The sequence below is a fragment of the Arthrobacter sp. FW306-04-A genome (assembly GCF_044358315.1).
GTDB lineage: Bacteria > Actinomycetota > Actinomycetes > Actinomycetales > Micrococcaceae > Arthrobacter.
In genome coordinates this window covers 179,501-203,882 of the sequence record NZ_CP084559.1, presented here as the reverse complement: position 1 = coordinate 203,882, position 24,382 = coordinate 179,501, and the positions used below count along the sequence as shown (strand labels likewise).

Here is a 24,382-nt window from a genome sequence, read left to right as displayed (position 1 = left end):
ACCCGTGAATATTTCTAGGACGAGTGCGGCATCTGGGGACGGCTGGTGCGGTGGACCGCGGTGACCGCAGCTTGCTGGCCGACCCGACCGTGGCTGGCGCCGCGGTCCTTAGGGTGCTTGGTCTTGCCGCTACCGTCCGGCCAGGCCGGCCCTTGGGTCGATCCCAGCGTGACGGCCACAGTTGCCGGGGCCGGCATGGGCGCCATATCCATGGACTCGACCAGGTGGCTGGCTACCTCGGAGTTGATTTGTTGCGCAACGTGCTTCGCAGCCATTGTTCTTCCTTTCTGCGTTGAAACGAAGGGATTTTCCATACTAGGTGGGCGCGGTCCGCTTGTCTGCAGGATCTACCAGCGGACCTTCTTCTCTGACTTGGCCTGCTTGCCACTCGCCTGTGTGGGCTTGTGTCCTTTTCCGGTGCTCTGCCAACCGTTGCCGGCGCCACCACCTGACTTGCGGGCCAACATTTCCTTCTGGGCGTCAGTCAGTTTCGATTTGATTCCGGCCGCCGGGGCGTCAGTTTCCTGCTCGGCGGGTTCCTGCTCGGCGTTAGTTTCGGGTGTGCTCGGTGTCATGCAGTGGACTCCTTAAGGCTCTTGATTTGCCGGAGGAGGTCTCGGGACGCGACGTCCGCTGCGGGTCCAAATAGCAACAGTGACAGGAACGGCGCGGAGGCGAAGCCTCAACAGGCATGGATTTTTGTCGGTTCAAACTCAACGGCGTCGGATCAACGTCAGCAGTGGCGTAGCCGGCATCTGCGACGAACCAGGACCCGCTGGTCTATTCAAAAATCAGTGTTCCCATGCACCCACCCTAAACACTCCGGACCGGGTTTGTGAACCCTGACTTTCCGGGAGCGCGTTTCACGCGTGGCCTCCACGTCGGCTCTCGGCTAGCATGGCATCTCTAGCGACTCGCGACGAGTCCTTACGCCAGGAGGTGAGACCCATCCAAGCAGCAATCCACGGGTGCTCCCTCCCGATCCCGCGGCGAGCCTGAACTAGGTGGCCCGGAGAGCGCCCCTCGGTATCCCGAAAGGCTCTCCCATGTCAGCACCCACGTTCCACGCATCCCACTCCGCCGTGACATCTCGGCTCCGTTCCGCCGGTTGCGTCTTCGCTGAAGACGAGGCCCAGCTCCTGATCTCCGCCGCGCACGCTCGCGAGGAACTCGACAGAATGGTCGACCAACGGGTTTCAGGCCTACCCCTGGAACACGTCCTCGGTTGGGCTGAATTCTGCGGCCAACACCTTGCCGTAGACCCGGGAGTCTTCGTCCCCCGCCGCCGCACGGCATACCTCGTCCAGGAGGCGGCCCGCATCGCCCGGCCGGGCGCCGTGGTCGTCGACCTTTGCTGTGGTTCGGGTGCCGTGGGTACTGCCGTGGCTGCCGCGGTGCGCGGGATCGAGCTGCACGCGGCCGACGTCGACCCCGCTGCGGTCCGCTGCGCCCGTCGCAACATCGGGCCGGCAGGCGGAGAAGTGCATGAAGGTGATCTGTACTCGGCCCTGCCGGACACCGTTCGCGGTCGCGTGGACGTCCTAGTGGCAAACGCCCCCTATGTGCCCACGGACGCGATCGGGACGATGCCGCCGGAGGCCCGGCTGCATGAACCGCTCGTAGCGCTCGACGGCGGCGCAGATGGTCTGGACGTGCAGCGCCGCATTGCTGGGGAGGCGCCGTTGTGGCTGGCTCCCGGGGGTCACTTGCTGATCGAAACGAGCGTCCGGCAAGCCCCGTCGACGGCGGACCTGTTTGAGCTCGCCGGGTTGTCCGCCAAAGTGGTCCATTCCGACGAATTCGACGCCACGGTAGTGCTCGGAAAACTACAGGAATCCCACCGAAAATGATCAGCAAACAGGGCGTTTCGTGCTCCTGAACCAAACAATTTGGTAACGCGTCCCGAAATACGCCAAAATCCGCGTGATTCCAGGGCTGCAGGGGCCAAATGGACATCAGACATTTACGCCGAAAATGGGCCGGAATAGCCCCGGAATTCGGAGTCCGGCTCTCCTCTTCGGCCAATCTCGCGTAAAATTGAAACCCTGCCCAGAGCGGAGCAGCTGTATGTCGCAAGCAAATGATCTCCCTAGGAGAAACCCAAATGCCCATAGACCGAAGCATCACCGACTCTTCAGCAGGCGCTAGGAACGCCGCTGCTACGAGCAAAACCGCACCACGCGGTGCCTCAAAATTGAAACTTCCAACACGCCGTCGACTCAAGGTATCCGATGTCAACGTCGTAGACCAGCCAATGCTGAAAAAGGCACTCGGCGGCACGATCGTCGGTAACACCATGGAGTGGTATGACGTCGGCGTTTTCGGCTACCTCATCACCACCATGGGGCCCGTCTTCCTGCCCGAGGCCGACAAGTCCGTGCAGACCCTGTTCCTGCTGGGAACCTTCGCCGCAACCTTCGTGGCACGGCCGCTCGGCGGCGTAATCTTCGGCTGGCTGGGTGACAAGGTGGGCCGCCAAAAGGTGCTCGCCACAACACTCCTGTTGATGGCGGCGAGTACTTTCGCCGTCGGACTCCTGCCTGGATACGCACAAATCGGCATCTGGGCAGCCGTACTGCTCGTTGTCCTGAAGCTCGTCCAGGGTTTCTCCACGGGCGGCGAATACGCCGGCGCCACCACGTTCGTGAGCGAATACGCTCCGGACAAGCGCCGCGGCTTCTTCGCGAGCTTCCTTGATATGGGCTCGTACATCGGCTTCGCCCTTGGCGCGGCCCTCGTGTCCATCCTGCAGCTCACCATCGGCCAATCGGCCATGGAGGACTGGGGTTGGCGCTTACCGTTCCTCCTCGCGGGTCCCCTCGGCGTCATCGCCGTGTACTTCCGTAGCAAGATCGAGGAATCCCCCCAGTTCCAAGCCACTTTGGATGCCCAGGAAGCCCTCGCCGCGGACGCAGCAGCGGGCGATGCCGCAGTGGCCAAGGGCCCCATAGGCATCGTCAAGGCTTACTGGCGCCAAATTGTCCTCGCGATGATCCTCGCCGCAGCCGCCAACACCGTGGGCTACATGCTGACTTCCTACATGCCCACCTACCTCACCGAGTCCAAGGGCTACGACCCCGTTCACGGCACCCTGCTGACCATCCCCGTGTTGGTCATCATGGCCGTCTGCATCCCGCTGACCGGCAAGCTGTCTGACCGCATTGGCCGCCGGCCCGTGCTGTGGATCGGCGCCATCAGCACGGTCGTCTTCGCCGTTCCGGCGTTCCTGCTGATCGGACTCGGCGACATTTGGTCCACCCTTGCCGGCTTGGCCTTGGTCGCCTTCCCCGTCACGTTCTACGTGGCCAACCTCGCCTCGGCACTGCCGGCACTGTTCCCGACGTCGAGCCGTTACGGCGGCATGGGTATCGCCTACAACTTCTCCGTGGCGATCTTCGGCGGTACGACGCCGTTCATTGTCGCTGCCTTGATCAAGGCATCCGGCGACGACATGATGCCTGCGTACTACCTCATGGGCACGTCCGTGGTTGGCGCAATCGCCATCTACTTCCTGCGCGAATCCGCGCAGCGCCCACTCCCCGGTTCCATGCCCAGCGTGGACACCCCGGCGGAGGCCCGCGAGCTGGTGGCCACACAGGACACCAACCCTTTGATCGACCTGGACGAGATGCCGTTCGACGACGGCGCTCCCGTAGCATCGGAGCCGGACCGGGAGCAGGTCCCGGCCTAGCCAGGAGCTTCGGGCTGCGGGCGGCCCGCGTCGACAGACCAAGGCTAGTTATTTGCGGCGGCATCGCTGCAAATAACTAGCCTTGAGTGTCGCTCAGGCCTTGCGGTCCGCTTTCTGCTCCTGCAACCGCTTCGCCTCTGCCTGGATCTTCGGACCGTAGCCGCCGTTCAGTGCGGTGTCCTTGATGTGGGTGGCCTTGGCGACCCGATCGCCGGCCGCCGCGTCCTTCAGCGCCTTCAGGTCCGCCTGCAATGCTGCCGGAAGCTTTGCGGCCAGCTTCGGACGCTTGTCCAGGATGACGGTGGCGATCCTCGCGGCACGTTGGCCATAGTTGGGCTTGCTGCTGTCACCGTTCACGAAGAACCGCAGGGCAGCCGCCAAGGGGTGCCGCGCCAAGGCCGCCTTGGCGGCCACCGCGGCCGTCGCGTTGGGCTGGGAGGTGGCTGCCGCCGTCGTGCTTAGTGCGTTAGTGGAGGTGGCCGCGTTGGCGGCAAGCACCCCACCGCCCAGCAATAGGCCAGCGGCAAGAACGCCGACGACGGCGGTCCGGGCCTTGCTGCCTTTGCGCCACCGAGTTGGGGTGCTGGAGAATGCGGTGTTGTTATCCATGGTCAGTGTCCTTTGTTCCGGCCGGCGGCCCATCCACCAGCGCTCTTCACAACACTCTTGTCCGACGGCATGAACTGATTGTTCGGCCAATGTTCGAGGAATGTAAAACCGTCGCCGTCAGCGGCCAAGGACACTCCGGGGAGCCGGCGCGTGCTGTTGAATGGACGCATGGAGGACAGCCGAGGATTGGTGCTGATTGCCGAGGATGAACAGGCAATCGCCGATATCCAGCGCCTTTACTTGAGTCGCGCGGGTTTCGGCGTGCACGTGGAGCGCGATGGGATTTCTGCCCTGGCACAGATCAGGCGGCTCAAGCCGGTCGCGGTGATTCTCGACGTCGGCCTGCCCGGTATGGACGGGATCGAGCTATGCAGGCAACTGCGGCAGGCGGAGGACTGGACACCGGTCCTGTTCGTGACTGCCCGCGACGAGGAAGTGGACCGCGTCCTTGGCCTGGAACTGGGCGCCGACGACTATCTCACCAAGCCGTTCTCGCCCTCCGAACTCGTCGCCCGGGTCAAGGCAGTGCTCCGTCGGACGGAAGGCACCCTGCGGCCCAAACCGCTGGTGCTGGGCAACATCGAACTGGATCCGTTGAACCGGACCGCTCGCGCGGGCACCACGGAACTCACCCTGACGGCTACGGAGTTCGACCTCCTCGCCTATCTCATGGCCCAGCCCGGCCGCGTCTTTTCCCGTGAGCAACTCCTTTCAGCCGTGTGGGGCCAGGCCAGTTACGCCGCCGGACGGACCGTGGACGTGCACATCGCGCAGCTCCGCGCCAAGCTCGGCGAGCACTCCCCCATCGCGACGAGCCGCGGCGTCGGGTACTCAGCGGTCGCTGGGGATCGCCCAATCGCCGGGGGAACCAGGTGAGGCGCTGGTTCGGCACACTGGCCGGACGCACGACGGCGGTGATTGCCGCCGTCGCGACCGTCGCCGTCGTGCTCGCTGGGCTTCTGGCCGCGCAACTGGTGAACGCGACAGCCGTGGACGAAGCCAAGAAGTATCTAGCGGTTGAGGCCGATTCCCTCAGCAAGCAGTCGAGCCCCGGAAGCCTGCAGGACCTTCGCGCCGATCTGCTCACCCATGGCGCGAGGCTCGCGCAAATCAGCCCCGATGGCCGCGTGACAGGCGGCGGGGCGAGGCTGGTGAACGCGAAAACCGTGGCGGATGTGCTGGCCGGAAAATCGGTGTCCACCTCGGTGAACGGTCCGCAGAACACTGTGGTCCTCGAGGCCCGGCCCCTGGCGGCTGGCGGTGGCGTCGTGCTGGCACAGCCCGTGTCCGAAATCCGTGCGGCCGCCGCTCCCCTGCTGAGCCGCATGTTGATCGCCCTCGTGGCCTGCCTCGTCTTCTCCATTGTGGCGGGCGGCCTGCTGGCGCAATGGCTCAGCCGGCCGTTGGTACGTACCGCGCGATCGGCCCATCGGCTCGCAGCCGGTGAACGTTCCGTGCCTGTGGCGCCCGGCGGACCGGCCGAAGTAGTGGAGGTTTCGCAGGCCTTGGCCGCCCTCGACGCCGCGCTCCGGACCAGCGAGGGGCGGCAACGCGAATTCCTGCTCTCCATTTCGCACGAAATCCGGACGCCCCTCACGGCGCTTCGAGGCTACGCCGAGGCTCTGGCCGATGGTGTGGTCAGCGGAGACGACGTGAGCGGCGTCGGGCGGACCCTAGTTTCCGAAACCAATCGACTGGACCGATTCGTCCGCGATCTCCTGGAATTGGCACGGCTTGAATCCGACGATTTCCGCGTGGAACTGCAGCCCGTGGACGCATCCTTGATCCTGCGTGAGAGCTGGCAGGCCTGGCAAGCTGTGTGCGTCCAAAACGGGATTACCGGACGGCTCGAGCTTCCCGCCGGGCCTTTGCCGGTCCGTAGCGATGGCCAGCGGTTGCGCCAAGTGGTGGACGGGCTGCTGGAAAACGCCTTGCGGGTGACTCCCGGGGGCTCCCCCGTCGTGCTCGCCGCGTACCCCGCCGGCAGCGGGCTCACTGTGGAAGTGCGCGACGGCGGACCGGGGCTCACGGAGGCGGATGCCGCCGTCGCGTTTGAACGCGGCGCGCTCTTTGCCAGATACAGCGGCGAACGGCAGGTAGGTAGCGGGTTGGGATTGTCCATCGCTGCAAGGATCGTGCAGCGGCTTGGTGGGCGCATCAGCGTGCGGACAGCGCCGGAGGGCGGCGCGGCGTTCGTGGTGGAGTTGCCCACCATTCCGGCTGACTCCAAGCAAACGTAGACTCTGCGCATGGCTGAAGTTCCAGTGGGTTCGTTGCACCATGTAGAGATTTGGGTACCGCACATCGGCCGTGCCCAGGAGGAGTGGGGCTGGCTGCTGGCTGAGATGGGCTACGAACAATTCCAGGAGTGGCCCGATGGCTGCAGTTGGAAACTCGGAGCCACGTACATCGTGATTGAACAGTCCGCGGCACTCACCGGCAGCACGCACCGCAGGACGGAACCAGGACTTAACCACCTCGCCTTCCATGCAGGTACCAGGGAGAATGTGGACCGGCTCCGGGAACTCGGCGCCGATTCCGGCTGGTACGAGATGTTCGAGAGCAAATACCCCCACGCGGGCGGCCCCGACCATTACGCCGCCTATCTGGTGAACACCGACGGCTATGAGGTTGAACTGGTTGCTGGTTAGGGCTTGAGCCAGTAGCAGGGCACAAGGACGCCTGTCTTGGACCAACCGATCGGGGCAACCTGCACCGGGGTGGCCGCGCCGTCGCCCGCCCCGAGACACGCCGTTCGCGCGGTGCGCACTCCCTCGCTCCACGACGGTCCCTGCTCTCGCGCCACCTGCGTGGGGAAATACGCGGTAGCCAGCAGAACGGCGAACGCCATGAGGACTCCAGCAGATGCCTGTGGCCGCAAGGCGCGAATGGAATCTGCCAGCAAAGGAAACAGCGCCAGGATAAACATCGCCGGGATCGCCGAATACCTCGTCAGAATGGACTTGGCCCAGTCGCTTTCCGTGAAATGCACGTAGTCGAACTGCCCGCCCGGGTTTGCAACGAGACACGCAGCCCACACCCCGAAAGATACGGTGACGAACAGCAACGCCAGAAGGCGGTGTTCCCGATTTGACCTCAGCAACAGATACGCGAGCGCGGCGATGATCGGAACGAATGCAAGCACAACAGGGCCGGCTCCGAAATTCAAAACGTTGAGCCCCATGTTGCGCGACGATCCAAAGAAGACAACGCCTGCAATATTGATAAACCACCCGACTACAACGGACAGCGGATCCAAAGGGGGATCGTTGCTGGGGGTGCGCGGATAGTGAAGTGTGGTGTAGATCTGGAACGCTGCACCGATGATCAGGCCAGCGCGTGCCGGCCAGAATGCCCTACGGCGGATACCGAGAAATACCAGAGGTAGGAATACGACTGAAATCACTTCCGTAAGCGCCGACAACAGCGCCGCGAGAAACAGAACTACGCCCTCGGAGCGGCTTCTCGCAGGTTTCAGCAGCAGCCACGGCATGAGCCACAGGAGATACCAATGGATATTTGCCGTGTTGCCGAGAATTTCATATGGTCCAACACTAAGCAGTACCGGAATCGCGGCCCACCCAAGCCTTACCCAAACACTGTCGCTCAGCGCCGAGGCGCAATGGAAAGTCAGGTAAGCAACGGCGGCCACCACAAGACAGGAGGCAAAAGCCAAGCCCACAGCGAAGTTCTCCACCGCTAGAACGCGGACGATCACGGCTCCGAACAACCGGGGCAAGACATGCAAGTAGCCCTCGTAAGGAGCGAAAATTGAGCCTACTCCGCCGCCGGACATGGCCCCGCGGAGAAACACCGGGCCATCTTCGGCCCACACGCTATCCCAAACGGTCTGCGGCAGCCTAAAGAGAGAAACGAAGGAAGTGGCTGCAACAGCTAGTACGGCGATGGCCGCGCGAATGGCCGTGACTCTCAACGATCTTCGGTGCAGCATTTACTTCCTTTGTCCTAGGAGACCGTCACGCAATACTGGCCCAAGCATCTTCGAATAGTTCTCCGTCAGGTGGCCCCCATCCGCGAACATGGGTGTATTGCCCACGAAACTTGGGCACCTGTTATCCGAATCGCAGAACCACGACATCGTGTCAACGGTTGAAACATTGGATGGTGCCGCCGAGGCTGCTGCGAACTCCGCCGATTGCGTTTCTATTTGCTCTGCCGTCCGCTCGGCGACGCAGTCTTTGGGTGTGTTTACGGTGGTTGCACACCATGGGAGAACTTTGCCCTTGGGAGGCGGCCCGATCAGCACAGTCTTATTGGCGAGCGGTGCGAACTCCTTAAGGGTTTCTCCCGTGGCCTGCCCCCAAGCGTTGATCGCGTCCTGGCCCTTAGCACCGCTCGCTAGACGCAGAACTGTCTCCTGTACGCTGCTCATGATGATCATGTCCGGATGCAGGCGGGTCAGGTACGTTTTCACCCATTCGTGGTGCTTGTCGCACTCCGGATAACCCGGAGAATTTCCGTCGGCACCTTTGTCCTTCAGAACAGAGATGTTGATGGCAGGACATTGCTGAAGCGTCAGCGACTGAATCTTCCAGCCCGAACCGACCAAAGCCGCCCGCAGTCCGGGCATATAACTGATAGCTATTGAGTCGCCGACGAGAACTGCGGTCTTCGGTGCTCCCTTGTCGCCGTACATGCATCGGGAGAGATCTGCTTCCCAAACGTCCTGGCACGAATCTTCCCGCCATTCGGGAACCCATGCCTTGGCCATCAGGTTGTCAATCGACGGTGTGAGCGCAGGCCACGTTTTGGCGTCCAGGCCGCTTCGGATTTGTTGTGCGCGCAACGCCGGCACAATGTCGAGTTCCTTAATATTCGCCGCCGCGTCTTCTTGCGCCGGGGCGGCAGCGGGAAGAGCGGAGAGCGCAATCGTGGCTAGGGTCGCGAGACAAGCCGGACCAACCCCCACCAAAACGATTTTGGGCCACGCGGATTTCCACCGCCGACTGATAGCGGGCCGATCGGCGCTGGGCCTGCGGTCATTGAGCCAGTTCGACTTTCGGACCGGGTCTTCAATCAGGTGGAAAGAGGCGATTGAAAGCAGCACCATGAGGATTACCTGCGCCAAAATTGTCAGGGGACCCTGCGGTTGTGGGAAGAGAGTCGCCGCAATCGTGATTACAGGGAAGTGCCAAAGGTACAGAGAATAGGAAATTTTTCCGAGATACTGCATCGGCTTCATCGAGAGGATATCAAAGCGCGATGGCTTATATTCTCCGGTCCCCGCGGCTATGACGAGGGCCGTCGCCAATACTGGAACGGCACCCCACGGGGCAGGAAAAACGGAGTGTGAATCGAGCAAGATTACCGATGCAACGATGCCGACGACGCCGATACTGGCAAGAACCGGCCGAGCGGCCGCGGGGATGCGCGACAGCCGGGACGTGAGGGTGGCGATCAATGCGCCGACGCCAAGCTCCCAGCCCCGGGAAAGGGTGGAGAAGTATGCCCAGGTTGGCTCTGCCCGGGACTGCCAACACGCATAGGCGAAGGACGCGGCCGTGATGACGATCAAAGCCACCCGCAGTAGCCGGAGAGCGCGGGTCTTGCTCGACTTGAGACGATTTGCAGCCAGGCCCAGAACCACAACGATCACCACAGGCCAAATGAGATAGAACTGCTCCTCAACTGCCAAGGACCAATAGTGCTGAAGCGGCGAAGCCGGGACACGGGCCTGCATGTAGTCCGTCCCGGTCGCGGCAAAGTGCCAATTCGCGGCAAAAAACAACGAATACGCGCCGTCTTCAAGAACGGTCTTGGCTCGCCCGATACCGTAGGTGGAGAAAATCGCAATTACTGTCACAAGGAGGACCAGCACGGCCACGGGCGTGATCCGGCGCAGCCGCCGTCGGTAGAAGTCCACGAACGAGATGGTGCCGCTTCGCTCATATTCCCTCAGGAGCAATCCGGTAATCAGGAACCCGGAAATTACGAAGAAGATGTCAACGCCGACATATCCGCCAGAGGGCCATTTGACCATATGGTCTAGAACCACGACCCCGACAGCAACCGCGCGAAGTCCTTGAATGTCTTGGCGAATCCCGGACGTCTTTCGTCCGGGATTCCCGCCAGTTGGGACTTGGACGGAAGGCATCGAGGCATCGGTGCGTACAGGCATGGGTGCTCCCCCAGGTAAGCGCGAACATCGCACGGATGTCAGATGTGGGTCAACGTCAGATCGGAGGGTAGTGTCTGCGATCGGCGATCCCAACTCGCGAAAAACTCCACAGCTCCCAAACGATCATAGCGAACTCGCAGACCTTCCATCGGTCGAGGACAAACGCATCGAGGCATTCGTGGGCGCCGGACGCAGGCGCTCCTTCCTCAGAAGCTATTTTGGAGACACGCCAGTAGTAGCCACGATGGGGGCATCCCGTGCGGATTCGGGAACGGCAGGCTTCGCACGCCTCACCAGGCTCAATAGCTTCAGCAACGACCACCCCAGGACCATGATTACCAGCAAATTCCGCAGCGTGAGAAGGGCGGCGACACCCGGATTTAGCGCCGTGAGCAACTGCATATAGAGGATGGGGTAAACGAGAGTTGTAATAATTCCGATTGCAAGGATGGACACCACCGGCACTCCCCACCGTCGCCCATTGAAAGCCGCCCCTACGCAGATCACTGCAGCCAGCCAGATCATGAACTGAGGTGAGCCCACCTTGTTGAAGACGATCATTGACGAAACCAAGGCAAGTGCGCCAATCGCCAACAGGTTCTGCCTGTCTGCGCCGCGGCGGGCCGCAATGTGGATCAGAAGGACTATGAGCACCACAACTAAACCGAGGAGCGGGTTCATCAGGGCACCCACCTTGTCGGCTAATGATCCTTGGATTTCCATCGTGGAGATGGCAAAGTTCGGGTGAATATGGGTTCCAAGGTGGAGAACTGCCTGCCACAAGCCGGGCGTAGTGAGCGGTGCTTCGAGCTGCATTCCGCGGTCCCCTTGTGCCTGGATGAATCCAAACAGGTTGGCTTTTCCACCACCCACCACAACGCCAGCCACAATGAATGCAGATACGGCGACGCCAGCGACGAGAATTCGGACCCACGCTTTGCTCGACACCGCCAAAGCAAGAACCACACCGGCCGGCCATACCTTGATCCATGTCGCCACTGAGAGCAGGGCGGAAGCCACAGCTGGACGAGTTGAGGCGAGAACAAGGCCCATCACAACAATCGGCGCTGAGATGCCGTCCACACGCGAGAAAACCAGGGGGCCAAGAATCGCGGTTAACGAGATCCAGAGATAGGCCGACTGCCAGCCATACCGGGCTGCCCTGGTCCTGAGTAGCGCGATCAACGCGCCAAGGTTAAGCATGCTGCAGAGGAGAAACCACCCAAGCATGTAGTGTTCGTGTCCAAACGCAGCAGCCGCAACCATTGGAAACATTGCTCCGATTGGATAAACCCAGGCAACGTTGACACCCTGCCACATGCCTTCATTGAGTCCTTGGAAGGCCCACTCGCGGTAAAGGCCCACGTCCCCATATGTTTCTCCGCCAGCGATGCGCGGGAGGAGCAGCAGTAGGAAAAGTACATGAACCAACGCAAACGCAACTAGGACAGTAGACTTCCGCGAAAGCACTACGATCAAACTTGGCACATCTTTCTTCACAAGTGACTCTCTTTATGTCTGCGGTGACCTAGCGACGGACGTAAGGCAATGGTGTCCTGCACGGTGCGCCCCCGAAAAACCGGCTACGTGATCCTGTGGGAGCTTACAGGATTCACCCGGCTGTGGTTCAGTCGGGCGACCGTTTACCGACCAGCCGTGGTTTGGCCGGTTGCAGCATAAGCAATCAGGTTGGCTCAGCCTGCACCGGTCATGCATCATGACTCCGGGTTCTGGAGCCGGGCTTTCAAGGCAGCCCTATCCACGCCCAACTTGTTGAGTAGGACCGCGGCGGGGTCGGGTTGCCGCCGCTCCAGCAGCGCCAGCAGCAGGTGCCGCGTAGTGATTCTGCGGGCTTCTCCCGGGTGGTCAGTATCAAGGAGTCCTGAATGACCGAGCGGGCGGCCGAGGTGAACGTGGTCCTGCTGCTTCCTTTCGGTGCATTTAGCGGGCCGAAGTCCCCCAGCGTGATGCCGACGGCTTCCAGGGCTTCCTCGTCGAGGTGGGAATTGACCCAACCCGCCTTCGCATCGCGACCCTCGGCCACCGACTCAAGCCCACCAAGCCCTCGCACTCGACGATGCCGCGCAGCCCGTCGTCGAGCATGTCCGGATCCAGCTCCTCGAAACCCAGCCGGCGATAGTAGGGCGCATTCCACGGAACATCGCGGAAGGTGGTCAGGGTCAGCCACGCCAACCCCTGGACCTGTGCCCACTTTTCGGCGGCGTCAAGCAACCCACCCCCGAGGCCTCGCCGCGCATGCGAAGGATGGACACTCAATTGCTCCACATGAGCGTTGCCATCCAGGTGCTCGAGCAGGAGATAGGCCACGGGGACGTCCGATGCGTCGGCAAACACCAAGGCACCGCCGCGAGTTTGGAAGAGTGCCAGCTCCGTGACGGTCAACGGCTCGTCATCAGCGATGGCGTCCATTCCGCGAGAGCGGAAGATCTCGCCCGCTGCGAATTCGATGCCGCGCAGGCGTTCCAGCTCGTCCGCGCGGGCTGCCCTGATCATACGGCGGCCCCGTTGCCGGCAAGGTATCGATTGCGCTGCTCAATGAGGTTCCGCAGATATCTGCCAAGAACCGCTTTCTCCGCAAGCCGGCCCACGACGCCGAAGGGCGCCGCGAACTCGACGCGATCGATCATGAGCGTCCCGCCGTCGTCGGGAATGAACTCATGGACGTGCCGGAAGAAGCGGAAGGGGCCACGCACTTGCTCATCAGTGAAGGATTCGGGGAAGTGAAACTGGGTTATGCGGCTGCTCATCCGCAAGGGTACGGCGAAATGCCAAGCCTGCCAGGTGACCTCGTCCCCTTCGGACAGCAGTCCGGACACCACGCCCGCCACTGCGCGTTCCCGGGACTTGGCCATGGAGCCGACGTGCGCTTCGACGTTCCGCGCGAGGTCAAATAGCTCGCCGGGCTCCCGTTGGATGTGGGTGTGGCAGGTGAACGACACAGTCATGCTTCGATCCTGCCACTGTTTCGAACCTGCCACAGCGCCGGATCCGCAATCCTCCTCCGAAACACTCAGCAACGTTGTGACCCAGCTAATGGCGCGGATCTTGAGGGGCTGATACCTTCCGAATGGTCGGCTGAAATGATTGGTGGTGCCCCGTTGCGATCATTCATGGCCCATGCCCGCGTCCTTCATACCGTTCCGCCGGTAAGCAACGATCACGTGGCCGCCGTCCGGGTCGCACTGAGCGTCGCCGTGCCTGCACTCTTGCTCCTGGCGCTTGACCGGCCGGACCTCATCATCTACGCCGTGTTCGGAGCCCTGACCGGCATGTACGGCCGTGCCGAGTCACACCAACTGCGGCTCAAGCACCAGGCGCAAGCCGCGGCGGTGCTCTTGGCCGGCGTCTCGGTGGGCACGTTCTTGTCGGTCTCCCATATCCATTCATGGGGATTGGTAGCGGTGGAGGGGCTCCTGGCAGGCGTAGGTTCGCTGTTCTCGGACAGGGTGCGGCTCAAGCCCAACGGGCCTTTCTTCGGAATCCTGGCGCTGGGGGCATGCGCTTCGGTCCCGGCGGCCATCCCCCTGTTTGCTGCTGTCCTGATCTGCGCAGCCTCGGCGGCATTCTCGATGGTGGTTGGCTTTGCCGGATGGCTCCGGCACCGGACCTGGGAACGCGGCGCCACCCGGGACATTCCGGCATTTAGCGCGCAACTGCGCCAAGCATCCGGCGTCCACGCGGCCCGGTATGTTCTCGCCGTCGGCGCTGCAGGCGTCTGCGGAGTGCTCACGGGCAGCGGCCACCCGCACTGGGCCATGGCTGCTGCCGCTGTGCCGCTTGCCGGGGCGGACATGCCCAGCCGGCTGCACCGCGGCATCCACCGCATCGTGGGGACGTTCCTCGGATTGGCGATTGTCGCCGTCGTGCTCTTTCCCGGACCGCTGTCCCCGCTGCAGTATTTCCCGGGACAAACCGCACTTATCCTGGCCCTGCTGGTGATCGGCTTCCAGTTCCCCACCGAGTTGTTCATGGCTCGACACTACGGCTGGGCCATGGTGTTCTTCACCCCGGTCATCCTGCTCATGACACAGTTGGCGGCTCCCGCAGATCCTGGGGTGCTGGTCTTGGAACGCGGGGTGGAGACTTTCGTGGGCGCAGTGATCGGGATTGCTGTGGCGGTGCTAGTCCAGGCGCCCCGGCTTACTTCGCGGGCACGGCTTACTTCGCGGGGCTGATCTATTTCACAGGCCTCCGAGGCGGACCGGACGTAAGCTTCGCCGGCAGGAAGCGCATGACGGCGGTGATCGCTTTGTAGCGCTTCGTCGGGATGGATACCCCTTTACCTTTGGCGTTGTCTTCCAACCCTTCCCGGACAACGCGCTCGGCCTTCAGCCACAGAAAGCGCGGAGCCACCGATTTGTCCATGCCCATGCGATCGTGGAATTCCGTGTGGGTGAAGCCCGGGCACACCGCAGTGACCTTCACTCCGCTGCTGGCATAGGCAGTGTTCGCCCAACGGCTGAAGCTGACCTGCCAAGCCTTGGCTGCCGAATAACTGCCCCTGTTCGCGAAGGCTGCAACGCTGGCGACGTTGATGATCCGGCCCGTCTTGCGGGCCAGCATGACTTCCAAGGCCGCGTGGCACAGCTCCAGGGGCGTCTGGACATGCAAGCGCAAATGCCGCTTTTCGTCTTCCAGATCGTTCTTCTCGAAGGACTTCAGGAGCCCGATTCCGGCATTGTTGACCAGCACGTCCACCGGCCGCGAAGCGTCCCGCAACCGGTCCACCACAGCCGCAACCCCGACGTCGGAGGTCAGGTCGGCGGGCAGAACCTCCACCGAGATGCTGAAGTCCCTTTCAAGCACCTCCGCCTTGGCCCGCAGTCGGCCTTCGTCGCGGGCGACGAGGACGAGGTGGTGACCGGATTCGGCCAGTTGGCGGGCGAATTCCGCCCCAAGCCCGGCGGTAGCACCGGTGACCAAGGCTGTGAGTTCGTTGGCACGAGTTGTCATGCGCCCAGACTAGTCCCGTCGGGCGGGGTGAATGTGCGTTTTGCTGCCACCTTTCCGGTGGTCTTGTCGCAAGAAGTCATGGTGGCGGCGGAGCTGATGATTCCCGCGCGTCTCACACAAAACGGATTCAGTTTTTCGATGACGCGCAGAGAAACGACCACCCACTTAATAAAGTGGGTGGTCTTCGCGATTCGTGACGCGAAAAATGAAACTAATTTTCGAAGGGCCCGATTGACCCCCAATGTTCCCAGAACCGAGGATCTGCCGTGGCCTCCGTAGTAGTTCCGGGGTCAGGCGCTGGCGCCCGTCCATGACGAGCTTGACGGGCCGGACGCGTGCAAACCCAACCCCGTCGCCTTCAGAACGTGGCGCGGAGCAAGACGATGTCCACCCGTTCGGCAGTTCGTAATCGATAACGATCCATCCGAAAGGTAAAGGGCCCTGCCGTCGGCAGGGCCCTGGAGCGTATTTGGTTGCTGGTCTCCTGTTTGAGCGGTCAGGAGTCTTTCACGGCCGTCGCGAAGTCTGCCGGGGACCGCTGAACTTGGCGCCGTCGGGAGCGAAAGGACTGACCTTGCCATTGGCAACCTCAAAACGGCCGGAGGGGCCGCCGACCACGTAGAACAGACCGGGTTCGGGCTGTTTCAGGAACAACACAGCATTCTCGGAGATCTTGAACAGCGGGTCATCGGCGATCTGATGGAGAACGCCGTCCACGGTGCCGCCCGCCTGGCGCACGGTCAGCTTGGCTCCTGCCGTCACAAGGTGGCCCGGGTCGTGGAGGACCTTGTCGACGGTGAATTCGAAATCGGTGACCGGAATGGTTTTGATACTGGATTGCGCTATTATCCGCGTGAATGTTCCCTGAACCGCTAACTTACTGTGGGCCTTCAAGTCCGCAAGATTGTTGTAGCCTTCGGCCCAACTGGCATCCATGCCTACCGTGGTGGCCGGGGTGCCCGCAGGGCTCGCGGTGCTTGGGGAGCGGGAGCAACCGGAAAGGCTGGCAACCGCGGCACCAGCGATCATCGCCGAAACCGCACCGTGCACCAGCTGCCTCCTCATGGAATGAGTTTTCACTGGACGGTGATGCTTGGGCAGCACCCGCTGGTCGGGGTCAGCGACCTTAGCCCAAGTCGACGCCTGTTTCTGAATGTCATGACCGCTACTTCCCTTCCGTAATAGGAATGGGTCGTTGCGGGTTCTACGTATGGCGGGCGGATGGCACTACACCCCGCAAAGGACAAACCTCTCACGGAATTTGCCAAAAGGCCCCGGCGCGCGCTTTGCAGTATCCAGAATCGCGCCCGGTAGAAGGCCTTCCCATACGGAGGGAATATGTCTCTAAGCTTATGTTCTCGTTGAGACGACCGTGATCATCAAGCCAGCGATTGCCGCCAAACTCACGCACTTGGCCGGCTTCAATGCCCGAATCATTTCCCCCTCAATTCCCCTACTTATATCTCCTTCAGATGTGAGATATGGAATGACGATATTTCAGAGGACGCGGTCTTGCAATAGCGGCAAAATCATTTCTCGGCATTGTTCTTCAGGGCAGGAGCCATGCGCAAACAGTTTCGACTAGATGCGCATCGTAGACTCAAAGGAGTCACAGGGGTGGGGCAATGAAGCTTAAGGTCCTAATTGCACTTGGCTGCACGCTCGCGCTGATTGCCTTGGCCATCTATTCGCACTTTGAAGCCGACGGCTTCGGAAATCTCATCAGCTTCGCTGTGGTCGCGCTCTGGCTCGCTATCGCCGCCGGGATCGCGGTCAAGCTGATCGGCGCCAGGCATGGACGCAAGATCCGTGAAGCCTTCTCGCCCGTGGCTGGAGCGGCGGACACGTACCAGCCGGTCCTCCTGGGAAAGCCGACCATGGCAGAGATCGCCGAGCAAGCGGCGCAGCACACCATCACGGACAAGTTCCCCACCGGCCAATGCCCCCCAGCCATCCGGCGTGTCTAGTCGTTGCGATGCGCTGTCCGCTGAATTGGTAGCTCAGGGGTGGCGTGATCGGCTCCGCGGGACAAGGGGCGACGTTCACTTAGGACTTCGGTTTGTGGAGTTCACGAAGGTGTAGTCCGAGATCTTCGGTGAAAATCGCTCCCGGCGACACGGCGTCGCCCGCTCCAAGCCACATCACCACAAGGTTCCCGGACATGGCAACCACCCCGGACACTCCGGCGGCCCGCAGCGCCCAGCCTTGGACGGCAGCGCCGTCGATTCGGATCACAACCGGTTCTGCGCTTGCCCGATCAAGGGCAGCGGCGAGCTGAGCTTCGCCCTCCGCCATGAGTTGGCGGCGACCGAACGGAGACAGTTCTGCCGCCAGGAACGCCGCCAACCGGGCAGGCCCTTGCCGACCCGATACTGCTGGCTTTAACGTCACCAGGCATTCCGGGGGTCCGCCGGTCCGTTCTCTGTCACCGGTCACTTCGAAATTTGTGGCGACGACGGTACCGTTGCGGGTCGGCCGCGGGGCGGAGACGGAGAGCGGACGTACTCCCGGAGACGATGAACGCGCCGCGTATAAGCCGAACTCCTCCGACGCGACGAGAACTATTGCGCGACGTGCGGCCTGGCCTGCATCAGCGGCCGCTGGCCCGTACATTGATCCTCCCATGACTTGATTGTGCACCCGGGAAGACCTCACTGGCTGGCGTCGGTATGCATTACCGACGCCCCCCCACAGCAAATTGAGTCGGTGCGGAACCTCCGGCACGGAAACCAACGAAAGGCGGTCTCCTGAGGTCTTGTCGGCAGGCTCCAAGGTTCGACGCCTTGCGACTACGACCAGAGCGGTCAGGGCCATTGCTACAAATCCGATTCCGAATGCCCAAGGCACTCCGAACCGGTCGATGACGATGCCGGCCACCGCAGCCGATGCAGCCGATGCAGCAAAGGATCCAAGTGCAACCGATGTCACCGCCGTAAAAGCCTCGGGGAGCGTGCCTCGGGGGCTAAATCCTCCAATGTCACCAAAGTACGGGCCGGTTGTTAATGCGCTCAGGGGCCTCCCGCTGTGGTTCCGGGCGGCGCCGGCGCCCCGCCGGAAGATCTGCGGCGACGATGAGGTCGACTAGGTCCGCCCCACCAGGACAGGAGACTGAATTTCCGTACCGATCCGCCTCAGACCCCGAATTCTTTCGCACATGATGGAACCTTTCCAGTGGTCCGGACACTATGGGGTATGGGCGGAAATGGGGAAGGTTCAGACGACGTGCTGTGGCAGCGAGTCGTGAACGGTGATGGTGAAGCCTTTGGTGCCCTCTTTGACCGCCATCGGGACCGGGTATTTCGTCACTGTGCGAAGCTTGTCGGCTCTGCGGATGGGGCTGAAGACATCGCTGCAATGGTCTTCTATGAGGCCTGGCGACGGCGGGGATACGTTCGCGTCGTCAACGACTCGATTGTTGCCTGGCTGCTCGTCACCGCTAACTACACCTTCAAGAATGATTTGCGTCAGCGTCGGAGGTACAGGAACTTCTTGAACCGGCTACCCCCGCCGGTCAATAGTCCGGACGCGGCTGACGCGTTCATCGAAGCGGCGGAAAAGGACAGAGAAGCGGCAACCCTGAAAGAGGCGTTTGTCCGGCTGCGCACGACAGATCGGGACGTTCTGACCCTTTGCGTAGTTGAAGGCATGAGCATCAAGGACGCCGCCGCTGCCCTTGGCATCGTCGAAGGAACCGTGAAGTCCAGACTCAGCCGGGCCAAGACCAGGCTCGGACATCTATACAACGAAATTTCTGGTGACCAAGCGATTGGCCCCCAAGTTGCACATGAACGGAGGACGGTATGAAAACCTATGAGTTCCAGTCCGACCGGAGCGATGCGCTCCGCAAGCAGCTCGTAGAAATGCCAACCGAGCTGCGGCACCCCAAGCACAAGAGCAGGATGCCGCAGGAGCACGCGGCACCATTGTCCTCAACAAATCAGGGTTTGCAACGGAAGCCCCACCCCTCGCGGAGGGTGCTGCTGGCGATCGGGGCGGCAAGCGTCGGTGCCATCGTCTTATCCGGTGCACCCAAGGCTGTCGATCAAGCGCCAAACCAGTATGCCAGGCCGGCTGAAACGGCGCCATTGATTTCCAATGATGCATACGCCGGCATCCCAGGTGACCAAATTCAGCACGCCGGGGCCGACGTCGACTTTATTTGGGATGCGAAGGACCCGTACTACGGATACAACAAGTATCCCATCGTGGCCCGCGTGCACATCGACTCGATCGATGGTGGACGGGTTTTCAGCCCAATCTCTAACCAGTATGTGTTCCCGCAGACTGTCGGGAAGATGACTGTCCGCGAGGTCTACAAAGGCACCATAAAGCCTGGCGACCGGCTGAACTATTCACGGGTCGGTGGAACGGTAATCTACGATGATTACTGGAACAGCCTCCTTCAGGTACAGAGAGACAAGATCCTCCGCTTGAATGGCGGCCAGAAGCCGGCGGACAAGAAGTACGTCCAACAGAAGATCACCGACGATATCGACGTCGAAGTCGGCAAGGAATACGTTGCCCTACTCACGCCACAGTCATCCAAAGATGGGAAACTCATCGAATATTCCATGGACGGGTTTCAGTTCGGGCTCAGAGAGGCGAAAGGCTCCGGTCCTTCGACGACCGTTCTCAACAATGAGACCAAGGAGTGGGAGAGCCTCGGCAGCATTGTTAAGCTGCCTTAGACACCGTCATCAAACCCCGGGGAGAGGCCCCTACCGCTATGTCCGGCTCGTCTCCTACGAGCCCCACCGCATGGTCAACGGTCTGGATGCCGGCCAGCAGGATTACTACACCCGCGTCACCATCGATTGTTTTTCCGGCCGCTCACTCGAGGCGAAACGCAATCCGTACCGCGAGATCGTCGAACGACTCAAGGCGGTCGGCATCCCGCGAGACGGCGTGTCCATTCTTCTGAGAGAGAACCCGCCCGAGAACTGGGGCCTCAATGGTGGTCAAGCAGCCAGCGACTACGACCTCGGCTTCGACATCAACGTCTGATATCAGGCGAGCGACCAACGTCGGCATGAGCGACCCCGTGCGGTATTGGTTGGCACCGCCGGTCCGGATGTGCGTACCTCATCGCCCTTCACCAAGCCCGGCGTGTCTAGTGGAAAGTGCTGGTGAATGTCGTCGTGGCGATGCGCTGTCCGCTGAATTGATAGCTGAGCGTGGCGTGATCGGCACCGCTGGAGATCATGGCGCCCAGCGTGAAGTCAAGGCTGTGGGGGTCGATCGAAGACGTCGTGCAGCGGATATAGCCAGCCGACTGGTCCGGGCAGGTCCAACCCGCCGGCGCCATGAGTTTCCCGGGGACGAATGCCGCCTCGGGTGAAAGGCTGAAGATCGTTTCGCCCGTGGTCGGCGTGCCGTCGCCGTGCAGCGAGAAGGCCACGTCGATCTGACGCTCGGGCGTGGCTGTCCCCGGCTGACTGCCGAAGGCAGCCGAGACGGTTTGCGGGGGTGGCGCCGACGTGGTGGAAGGCTGCGGAACCGGGGTCGTGGCGACCGTTGCGGAGGGTTGAGTAACGGGGAGCGTGACAACCGCTACGGAGTTGTTCGCCTTGGCCGTCTTCTGCGTCGTGCGGACTGCCGCGAGGGCGGTCCTGTGAGGGATCGGCGCAGCAACGGGCGCAGGAACGGGCACGGGGGCGGGAGGCTGGGGGGCCGCTATGGCGGGCGGGTCCGACGTCGGGACCGCCCTTGGTGAGGGTGCCGACGGTGCCGGCGCGACTTCCGGCACGGACGGAGGGGCCACCGTCGCGCTGCTCGCGGCATCGGCTGCGACGATAGGCGCAGTCTGTCCGAGCCAAATGAGGACCCCTCCAATCGCGACACCAGCCAGGACCAGCGCGGCGACTGCCATCTTCCATATGAGACTCCCCGGCGGCAGTCCGGCTGCTGTCGGATCGCCGACCCCGGGGGCCAGAGCAGCCTCCGGGGGAAGGTAACCAGCGGCCACCGCCGGCGTGAAGACCACCCCGGCCACGAGCGGGAAGACAGCTGCCCGCATGCCCGACTGGACATCGTTGAGTTCCACCAACACGGCCGTGCACTTCGAACAGGTCTCCAAATGGGCCTTGACCTTTTCCCGCGACGTACGTTTCAGGCCGTCGCGGGCATACTTTCCGAGCTGGCTTGAATACTCGAAGCATGAATCGTCACTGGCCAGGCTGATGTGGTTCTGCAAATAGGCCTGCCGAAGTCCCTCACGCGCCCGGATCGCAAGCGACGAGACTGCGTTCGGGCTCAAGCCGATGAACGGCGCGGCCGCGGCAGGCTTCAGTCCTTCGATGTCCACGTGCCACAGCACCGCCTGCCAGCGCTCGGGAAGAGAGGTGAAGGCCTTCACCATGGTGCTGGATTCAAAGGCCTCAAGGACTCTGTCCGCGTCAACGGCAACGGTGTCCAAGCTGGATTTGTCCCCCACGGCCTGCGTTCGCCTGGCCTTCCGGTTCCGGTCGTGGGCAATCCGCCGCACGGCGGTCAGGAGATAAGAACGGAAGAACTGGTCCGGCCCCTTGCCCTCAGTGAGGGCTTGGAAAATCGAAGCGAATGCCTCGGACACGACGTCGTCGGCGTCACTGACATTGTCCGTTTGGGTGCGGGCAACATACTTGGCAGCTGCCGCATGTCGCCGGTAGAGGACGTCGAACGCGGACGCGTCACCCCCACGCACCATCGCCATAATTTCGGGGTCGCTGCGGGTCCCTGCATCCCCGGACGGGCGCGAGCCACTCGACCCGTAGTCAGAATCCTGCTCCATAGCAATCTAGTGTGACAGCAGATCGCATGTGACTTGAATCTTACGTTGGTCCTCGGCTATGCCCTGACTATTCGTTGTCCGGTTCCCCCACCGGCGGTTCCGGCGGCCAATCGACGTCGAGCTCGTAGCCCTCATGCTTGCGCAGATAATCGGCGATGAACGGGCAATGTGGAATGATCCGCTTGCCGGAAGCCACCACGTCGTCCAAAGCAAAGTGCGCCAAAACCTTGGCCAGTCCGCGGCCCTTGAACTGCGAGCGGGTCTCGGTGTGCAGGAAGTCGATGTGGCCGGGCTTGTCCATGAACTGGGAGATCACGGCCACTTCACCGTCAACCAGAAGCTCGTAGCGGTGGAATTTGTCGTTCCTGACCGTTGTGACGTCCGGGCTGAACGATTCTGCGGTTGAATCCGTGAACTCAGTCATGAGTCGAGATTCGCACGTAAACCGTGCTCTGGCAATGGCAGCGTGGGGGCATCAGGAACCACCGGGGAAAGGACTTCGACCGGCACCCGTCCCAGCAACAGCACCGCGAGCGCGAAGCACGCCGCTCCCCCACCGAGCAGGGTCAGCGTCAGTCCATTAACGACGGCGTCCACCACCGGGATGAAGACCACGACGCCGGAAGTCACCACCGCCGCGTGCGCCCTGCCCCGCGCGTGGACGGCCGCCGTCGGGCGCTCTTCGAGCCTGCCGCACAGCAGCAGGACCGGCAACAAAAGTACGACGACGGCGAGCAGCACCAGCGGCCGGGCCCACCACCATTCGGCCGTACCGGCCGCCGGTTTGGGGAAATCCGTGAGCAGAAGCAGCCCCGACAAGGCTGCAAGCAGCGGCAAATGCCAAAGATAAACCGTCATGGACCGCCGGCCCGCCACGGCCACCACCCAGCGTATCCAGCGCACCTTAGCCACCCATTCCAGGCCCGGGCGCAGCAACTGCAACGTGGCTGCCTGCGACAGGCCAAGGAGCAGCATGCAGAAGTTGGGCGGATTCAGGTCCACGATCATGTTCCCGGAGTAGACCCCAATTCCGGTCACGAATCCCAGCAGCAGGTTGCTGCCGACAATCAACCCCACGAACCAGCCCCGGCTGCGTCCAGCGAAGATGCCGTCGGCAATGAAGAAGCCGAATTGCTGGACAGCGCACCAGACAAAGAGCATGTTGACGAAGGCGAGCATCGGAAAAGCCCCGCGCAGTGAGTCGAGGGTGATCACCGCGGCCACCAGTCCGCAGAGGGTCAGCCAGGGGGAATGTCCGTGCAGACGGGCCAGCAAGGGAACACTGAGTTGAGTAGCAAGGTAAGCAGCCAGGAACCACAGGGGCATGCCCGCGCCGGTACCGATGAGCTGGACCACCTGCGGGTCGACACCCAGGAGCAGCGCTGCCCACAGCCCCACGAACATCGAGGCCAGCAGCGCAGTTGCCGGACGGATGAGTCGCAAGAGCCGCAGTTGCGCATAGTCGACGCCGGAGCCGCCGCGCGCACGGAGCCGACGCCATGACTCCAGTCCCGTGATGCCGCCGAGGACGAAGAACAGCGGCATCACCTGGAACACCCACAGCACGGGTTCGAACCAGCGCTGTTCCATGAGCGTATTTTCGGTGGTGACGGTGCCATCGGGGTGCAGGACCGGGCTGACCATCATGCAATGCGAGAGCACCACCAGGATGAGGCAGAAGAACCGGGCAAGATCGATCACGGGATCCCGTGAGCGGCCGAGCGTAACCCGACCCGCGAATACCTTCTGTTGCCTCAAGAATCCCATCGCGCTCCCTTGCGAACTGCTGAGTCCATTGTCCGCCCGCTCGACCGCGGGAACCAGAGCGGGCGGACGGCGAACCGCGCACCCCACACGCTCGCTCACCTTTGACGCGAAATTCCCGGACGCACGCTCACCTATGACCGGAAATTCCCCAACCGTCCTGCAGATGATGAACTGCAGGAGGGTTGCGCCTTTTTCCCCAAAAGTGAGCGAGGGGCCGGTTCGCCTACATCTGGAAACCCAGACGGCAACCCCAACAATTGGCCTGCGGCGCGGCGGATCCCGGCGTTTAGTAGAGAGTGCTATCAATCCATGACAAAGGAGTCATCGTGGCACGCGCCGAATTAGCGACAGTGCAATCAGCCCCATTTCCGCTCGCTTCCGCCTCCTCCATTGCCCATGGCACGGCGATCGGCCCCGGCCCTGAACCGACTGC

General features: G+C 62.2%; 24 protein-coding genes and 1 pseudogene. 10 read left to right on the top strand and 15 right to left on the bottom strand.

What is annotated here, in order from left to right; translation table 11 throughout:
- Positions 1-14: 14 nt before the first annotated feature.
- Together LFT43_RS00990 and LFT43_RS00985 are read right to left on the bottom strand one after the other, a co-directional pair.
- A complete protein-coding gene (locus LFT43_RS00990; protein WP_395800400.1) occupies positions 15-275 on the bottom strand; it encodes a hypothetical protein in 261 nt (86 codons plus the stop codon).
- Positions 276-347: 72 nt separating this feature from the next.
- Positions 348-575: a hypothetical protein gene (locus LFT43_RS00985; RefSeq protein WP_395800398.1), complete on the bottom strand. Its 228-nt coding sequence runs from the start codon at positions 573-575 to the stop codon at positions 348-350.
- A gap of 471 nt (positions 576-1,046) precedes the next feature.
- Here LFT43_RS00985 and LFT43_RS00980 point away from each other — a divergent pair, with 471 nt between their 5' ends.
- Positions 1,047-1,850 carry a putative protein N(5)-glutamine methyltransferase gene (locus tag LFT43_RS00980; protein ID WP_395800396.1) on the top strand — a complete coding sequence of 268 codons (804 nt, stop codon included), beginning with the start codon at positions 1,047-1,049 and terminating at the stop codon, positions 1,848-1,850.
- A 254-nt stretch (positions 1,851-2,104) separates the two neighbouring features.
- On the top strand, positions 2,105-3,691 hold the full coding sequence (locus LFT43_RS00975; protein ID WP_395800394.1) for an MFS transporter: 1,587 nt from the start codon (positions 2,105-2,107) through the stop codon (positions 3,689-3,691).
- Between the two features lie 93 nt (positions 3,692-3,784).
- Here LFT43_RS00975 and LFT43_RS00970 read toward each other — a convergent pair whose 3' ends face one another.
- Positions 3,785-4,300, bottom strand: a complete 516-nt coding sequence (locus LFT43_RS00970; RefSeq protein WP_395800392.1) for a hypothetical protein — start codon at positions 4,298-4,300, stop codon at positions 3,785-3,787.
- A gap of 168 nt (positions 4,301-4,468) precedes the next feature.
- Between LFT43_RS00970 and LFT43_RS00965 the strand changes: the two genes are divergently transcribed.
- From LFT43_RS00965 to LFT43_RS00955, 3 genes are read left to right on the top strand one after another with little or no spacing between them, the layout of a single operon-like run.
- Positions 4,469-5,176, top strand: a complete 708-nt coding sequence (locus tag LFT43_RS00965) for a response regulator transcription factor (RefSeq protein ID WP_395800390.1) — start codon at positions 4,469-4,471, stop codon at positions 5,174-5,176.
- On the top strand, positions 5,173-6,540 hold the full coding sequence (locus tag LFT43_RS00960; RefSeq protein ID WP_395800388.1) for a sensor histidine kinase: 1,368 nt from the start codon (positions 5,173-5,175) through the stop codon (positions 6,538-6,540). The genes LFT43_RS00965 and LFT43_RS00960 overlap by 4 nt, the downstream gene beginning before the upstream one ends.
- Before the next feature lie 9 nt (positions 6,541-6,549).
- Positions 6,550-6,951, top strand: a complete 402-nt coding sequence (locus LFT43_RS00955; RefSeq protein ID WP_395800386.1) for a VOC family protein — start codon at positions 6,550-6,552, stop codon at positions 6,949-6,951.
- On the opposite strand, the gene LFT43_RS00950 is transcribed toward LFT43_RS00955, so the two are convergent.
- The 6 genes from LFT43_RS00950 to LFT43_RS00925 form a co-directional block, all read right to left on the bottom strand.
- Positions 6,948-8,018 (bottom strand): hypothetical protein, encoded by a 1,071-nt coding sequence (locus LFT43_RS00950; RefSeq protein WP_395800384.1) that lies wholly within the window; start codon positions 8,016-8,018, stop codon positions 6,948-6,950. The genes LFT43_RS00955 and LFT43_RS00950 overlap by 4 nt on opposite strands.
- Positions 8,019-8,252: 234 nt before the next feature.
- Positions 8,253-10,439 (bottom strand): acyltransferase family protein, encoded by a 2,187-nt coding sequence (locus LFT43_RS00945; protein ID WP_395800382.1) that lies wholly within the window; start codon positions 10,437-10,439, stop codon positions 8,253-8,255.
- A gap of 213 nt (positions 10,440-10,652) precedes the next feature.
- Complete coding sequence (locus tag LFT43_RS00940; RefSeq protein WP_395802839.1) at positions 10,653-11,759, bottom strand: glycosyltransferase 87 family protein; 1,107 nt, start codon at positions 11,757-11,759, stop codon at positions 10,653-10,655.
- A gap of 395 nt (positions 11,760-12,154) precedes the next feature.
- A complete protein-coding gene (locus LFT43_RS00935; protein WP_395800380.1) occupies positions 12,155-12,454 on the bottom strand; it encodes a Clp protease N-terminal domain-containing protein in 300 nt (99 codons plus the stop codon).
- Positions 12,381-12,953: a GNAT family N-acetyltransferase gene (locus tag LFT43_RS00930; RefSeq protein ID WP_395800378.1), complete on the bottom strand. Its 573-nt coding sequence runs from the start codon at positions 12,951-12,953 to the stop codon at positions 12,381-12,383. Before LFT43_RS00930 ends, LFT43_RS00935 begins: the two co-directional genes overlap by 74 nt.
- On the bottom strand, positions 12,950-13,405 hold the full coding sequence (locus LFT43_RS00925; protein ID WP_395800376.1) for a cyclase: 456 nt from the start codon (positions 13,403-13,405) through the stop codon (positions 12,950-12,952). The genes LFT43_RS00930 and LFT43_RS00925 overlap by 4 nt, the downstream gene beginning before the upstream one ends.
- A 165-nt stretch (positions 13,406-13,570) precedes the next feature.
- On the opposite strand from LFT43_RS00925, the gene LFT43_RS00920 reads away from it, so the two are divergent.
- Positions 13,571-14,635, top strand: coding sequence for an FUSC family protein (locus LFT43_RS00920; RefSeq protein ID WP_395800374.1), 1,065 nt, complete (start codon positions 13,571-13,573; stop codon positions 14,633-14,635).
- 1 nt (position 14,636) lies between these two features.
- Here LFT43_RS00920 and LFT43_RS00915 read toward each other — a convergent pair whose 3' ends face one another.
- Entirely contained in the window at positions 14,637-15,413 is a 777-nt protein-coding gene (locus LFT43_RS00915; protein WP_395800372.1) for an SDR family NAD(P)-dependent oxidoreductase, read from the bottom strand.
- Positions 15,414-15,920: 507 nt separating this feature from the next.
- Positions 15,921-16,478 carry a hypothetical protein gene (locus LFT43_RS00910; RefSeq protein ID WP_395800370.1) on the bottom strand — a complete coding sequence of 186 codons (558 nt, stop codon included), beginning with the start codon at positions 16,476-16,478 and terminating at the stop codon, positions 15,921-15,923.
- A gap of 560 nt (positions 16,479-17,038) precedes the next feature.
- Between LFT43_RS00910 and LFT43_RS00905 the strand changes: the two genes are divergently transcribed.
- Positions 17,039-17,380, top strand: a complete 342-nt coding sequence (locus LFT43_RS00905; RefSeq protein WP_395800368.1) for a hypothetical protein — start codon at positions 17,039-17,041, stop codon at positions 17,378-17,380.
- A gap of 79 nt (positions 17,381-17,459) precedes the next feature.
- Here LFT43_RS00905 and LFT43_RS00900 read toward each other — a convergent pair whose 3' ends face one another.
- On the bottom strand, positions 17,460-18,038 hold the full coding sequence (locus LFT43_RS00900; RefSeq protein WP_395800366.1) for a hypothetical protein: 579 nt from the start codon (positions 18,036-18,038) through the stop codon (positions 17,460-17,462).
- A gap of 690 nt (positions 18,039-18,728) precedes the next feature.
- Between LFT43_RS00900 and LFT43_RS00895 the strand changes: the two are divergent.
- The 3 genes and pseudogenes from LFT43_RS00895 to LFT43_RS00885 all read left to right on the top strand — a co-directional run.
- A pseudogene (locus tag LFT43_RS00895) lies at positions 18,729-19,217 on the top strand (RNA polymerase sigma factor); the annotation flags it as partial.
- Positions 19,214-20,101 (top strand): hypothetical protein, encoded by an 888-nt coding sequence (locus LFT43_RS00890; protein WP_395800364.1) that lies wholly within the window; start codon positions 19,214-19,216, stop codon positions 20,099-20,101. The pseudogene LFT43_RS00895 and the gene LFT43_RS00890, both read left to right, overlap by 4 nt.
- Positions 20,102-20,171: 70 nt before the next feature.
- Positions 20,172-20,417 (top strand): tautomerase family protein, encoded by a 246-nt coding sequence (locus LFT43_RS00885; RefSeq protein WP_395800362.1) that lies wholly within the window; start codon positions 20,172-20,174, stop codon positions 20,415-20,417.
- A 106-nt stretch (positions 20,418-20,523) separates the two neighbouring features.
- Here the strand turns inward: LFT43_RS00885 and LFT43_RS00880 are convergent, their stop codons facing one another.
- The 3 genes from LFT43_RS00880 to LFT43_RS00870 all read right to left on the bottom strand — a co-directional run bounded on the left by LFT43_RS00880 (position 20,524) and on the right by LFT43_RS00870 (position 23,949).
- Complete coding sequence (locus LFT43_RS00880; protein WP_395800360.1) at positions 20,524-22,182, bottom strand: sigma-70 family RNA polymerase sigma factor; 1,659 nt, start codon at positions 22,180-22,182, stop codon at positions 20,524-20,526.
- 67 nt (positions 22,183-22,249) lie between these two features.
- The gene (locus LFT43_RS00875) at positions 22,250-22,606 is read right to left on the bottom strand and encodes a GNAT family N-acetyltransferase (protein ID WP_395800358.1); all 357 of its coding nucleotides are present in this window, start codon (positions 22,604-22,606) and stop codon (positions 22,250-22,252) included.
- A complete protein-coding gene (locus LFT43_RS00870) occupies positions 22,603-23,949 on the bottom strand; it encodes an acyltransferase (protein WP_395800356.1) in 1,347 nt (448 codons plus the stop codon). The genes LFT43_RS00875 and LFT43_RS00870 overlap by 4 nt, the downstream gene beginning before the upstream one ends.
- Between the last annotated feature and the right edge of the window lie 433 nt (positions 23,950-24,382).

What these genes read in the sequence shown, in the direction of transcription:
- LFT43_RS00990 (WP_395800400.1), bottom strand. Translation starts at nt 275, where the DNA reads ATGGCTGCGAAGCACGTTGCGCAACAAATCAACTCCGAGGTAGCCAGC.
- LFT43_RS00985 (WP_395800398.1), bottom strand. Translation starts at nt 575, where the DNA reads ATGACACCGAGCACACCCGAAACTAACGCCGAGCAGGAACCCGCCGAG.
- LFT43_RS00980 (WP_395800396.1), top strand. Translation starts at nt 1,047, where the DNA reads ATGTCAGCACCCACGTTCCACGCATCCCACTCCGCCGTGACATCTCGG.
- LFT43_RS00975 (WP_395800394.1), top strand. Translation starts at nt 2,105, where the DNA reads ATGCCCATAGACCGAAGCATCACCGACTCTTCAGCAGGCGCTAGGAAC.
- LFT43_RS00970 (WP_395800392.1), bottom strand. Translation starts at nt 4,300, where the DNA reads ATGGATAACAACACCGCATTCTCCAGCACCCCAACTCGGTGGCGCAAA.
- LFT43_RS00965 (WP_395800390.1), top strand. Translation starts at nt 4,469, where the DNA reads ATGGAGGACAGCCGAGGATTGGTGCTGATTGCCGAGGATGAACAGGCA.
- LFT43_RS00955 (WP_395800386.1), top strand. Translation starts at nt 6,550, where the DNA reads ATGGCTGAAGTTCCAGTGGGTTCGTTGCACCATGTAGAGATTTGGGTA.
- LFT43_RS00945 (WP_395800382.1), bottom strand. Translation starts at nt 10,439, where the DNA reads ATGCCTGTACGCACCGATGCCTCGATGCCTTCCGTCCAAGTCCCAACT.
- LFT43_RS00940 (WP_395802839.1), bottom strand. Translation starts at nt 11,759, where the DNA reads ATGTGGCAGGGTGTCAACGTTGCCTGGGTTTATCCAATCGGAGCAATG.
- LFT43_RS00930 (WP_395800378.1), bottom strand. Translation starts at nt 12,953, where the DNA reads ATGATCAGGGCAGCCCGCGCGGACGAGCTGGAACGCCTGCGCGGCATC.
- LFT43_RS00925 (WP_395800376.1), bottom strand. Translation starts at nt 13,405, where the DNA reads ATGACTGTGTCGTTCACCTGCCACACCCACATCCAACGGGAGCCCGGC.
- LFT43_RS00920 (WP_395800374.1), top strand. Translation starts at nt 13,571, where the DNA reads ATGGCCCATGCCCGCGTCCTTCATACCGTTCCGCCGGTAAGCAACGAT.
- LFT43_RS00915 (WP_395800372.1), bottom strand. Translation starts at nt 15,413, where the DNA reads ATGACAACTCGTGCCAACGAACTCACAGCCTTGGTCACCGGTGCTACC.
- LFT43_RS00910 (WP_395800370.1), bottom strand. Translation starts at nt 16,478, where the DNA reads ATGAGGAGGCAGCTGGTGCACGGTGCGGTTTCGGCGATGATCGCTGGT.
- LFT43_RS00905 (WP_395800368.1), top strand. Translation starts at nt 17,039, where the DNA reads ATGAAGCTTAAGGTCCTAATTGCACTTGGCTGCACGCTCGCGCTGATT.
- LFT43_RS00900 (WP_395800366.1), bottom strand. Translation starts at nt 18,038, where the DNA reads ATGGGAGGATCAATGTACGGGCCAGCGGCCGCTGATGCAGGCCAGGCC.
- LFT43_RS00890 (WP_395800364.1), top strand. Translation starts at nt 19,214, where the DNA reads ATGAAAACCTATGAGTTCCAGTCCGACCGGAGCGATGCGCTCCGCAAG.
- LFT43_RS00885 (WP_395800362.1), top strand. Translation starts at nt 20,172, where the DNA reads ATGGTCAACGGTCTGGATGCCGGCCAGCAGGATTACTACACCCGCGTC.
- LFT43_RS00880 (WP_395800360.1), bottom strand. Translation starts at nt 22,182, where the DNA reads ATGGAGCAGGATTCTGACTACGGGTCGAGTGGCTCGCGCCCGTCCGGG.
- LFT43_RS00875 (WP_395800358.1), bottom strand. Translation starts at nt 22,606, where the DNA reads ATGACTGAGTTCACGGATTCAACCGCAGAATCGTTCAGCCCGGACGTC.
- LFT43_RS00870 (WP_395800356.1), bottom strand. Translation starts at nt 23,949, where the DNA reads ATGGGATTCTTGAGGCAACAGAAGGTATTCGCGGGTCGGGTTACGCTC.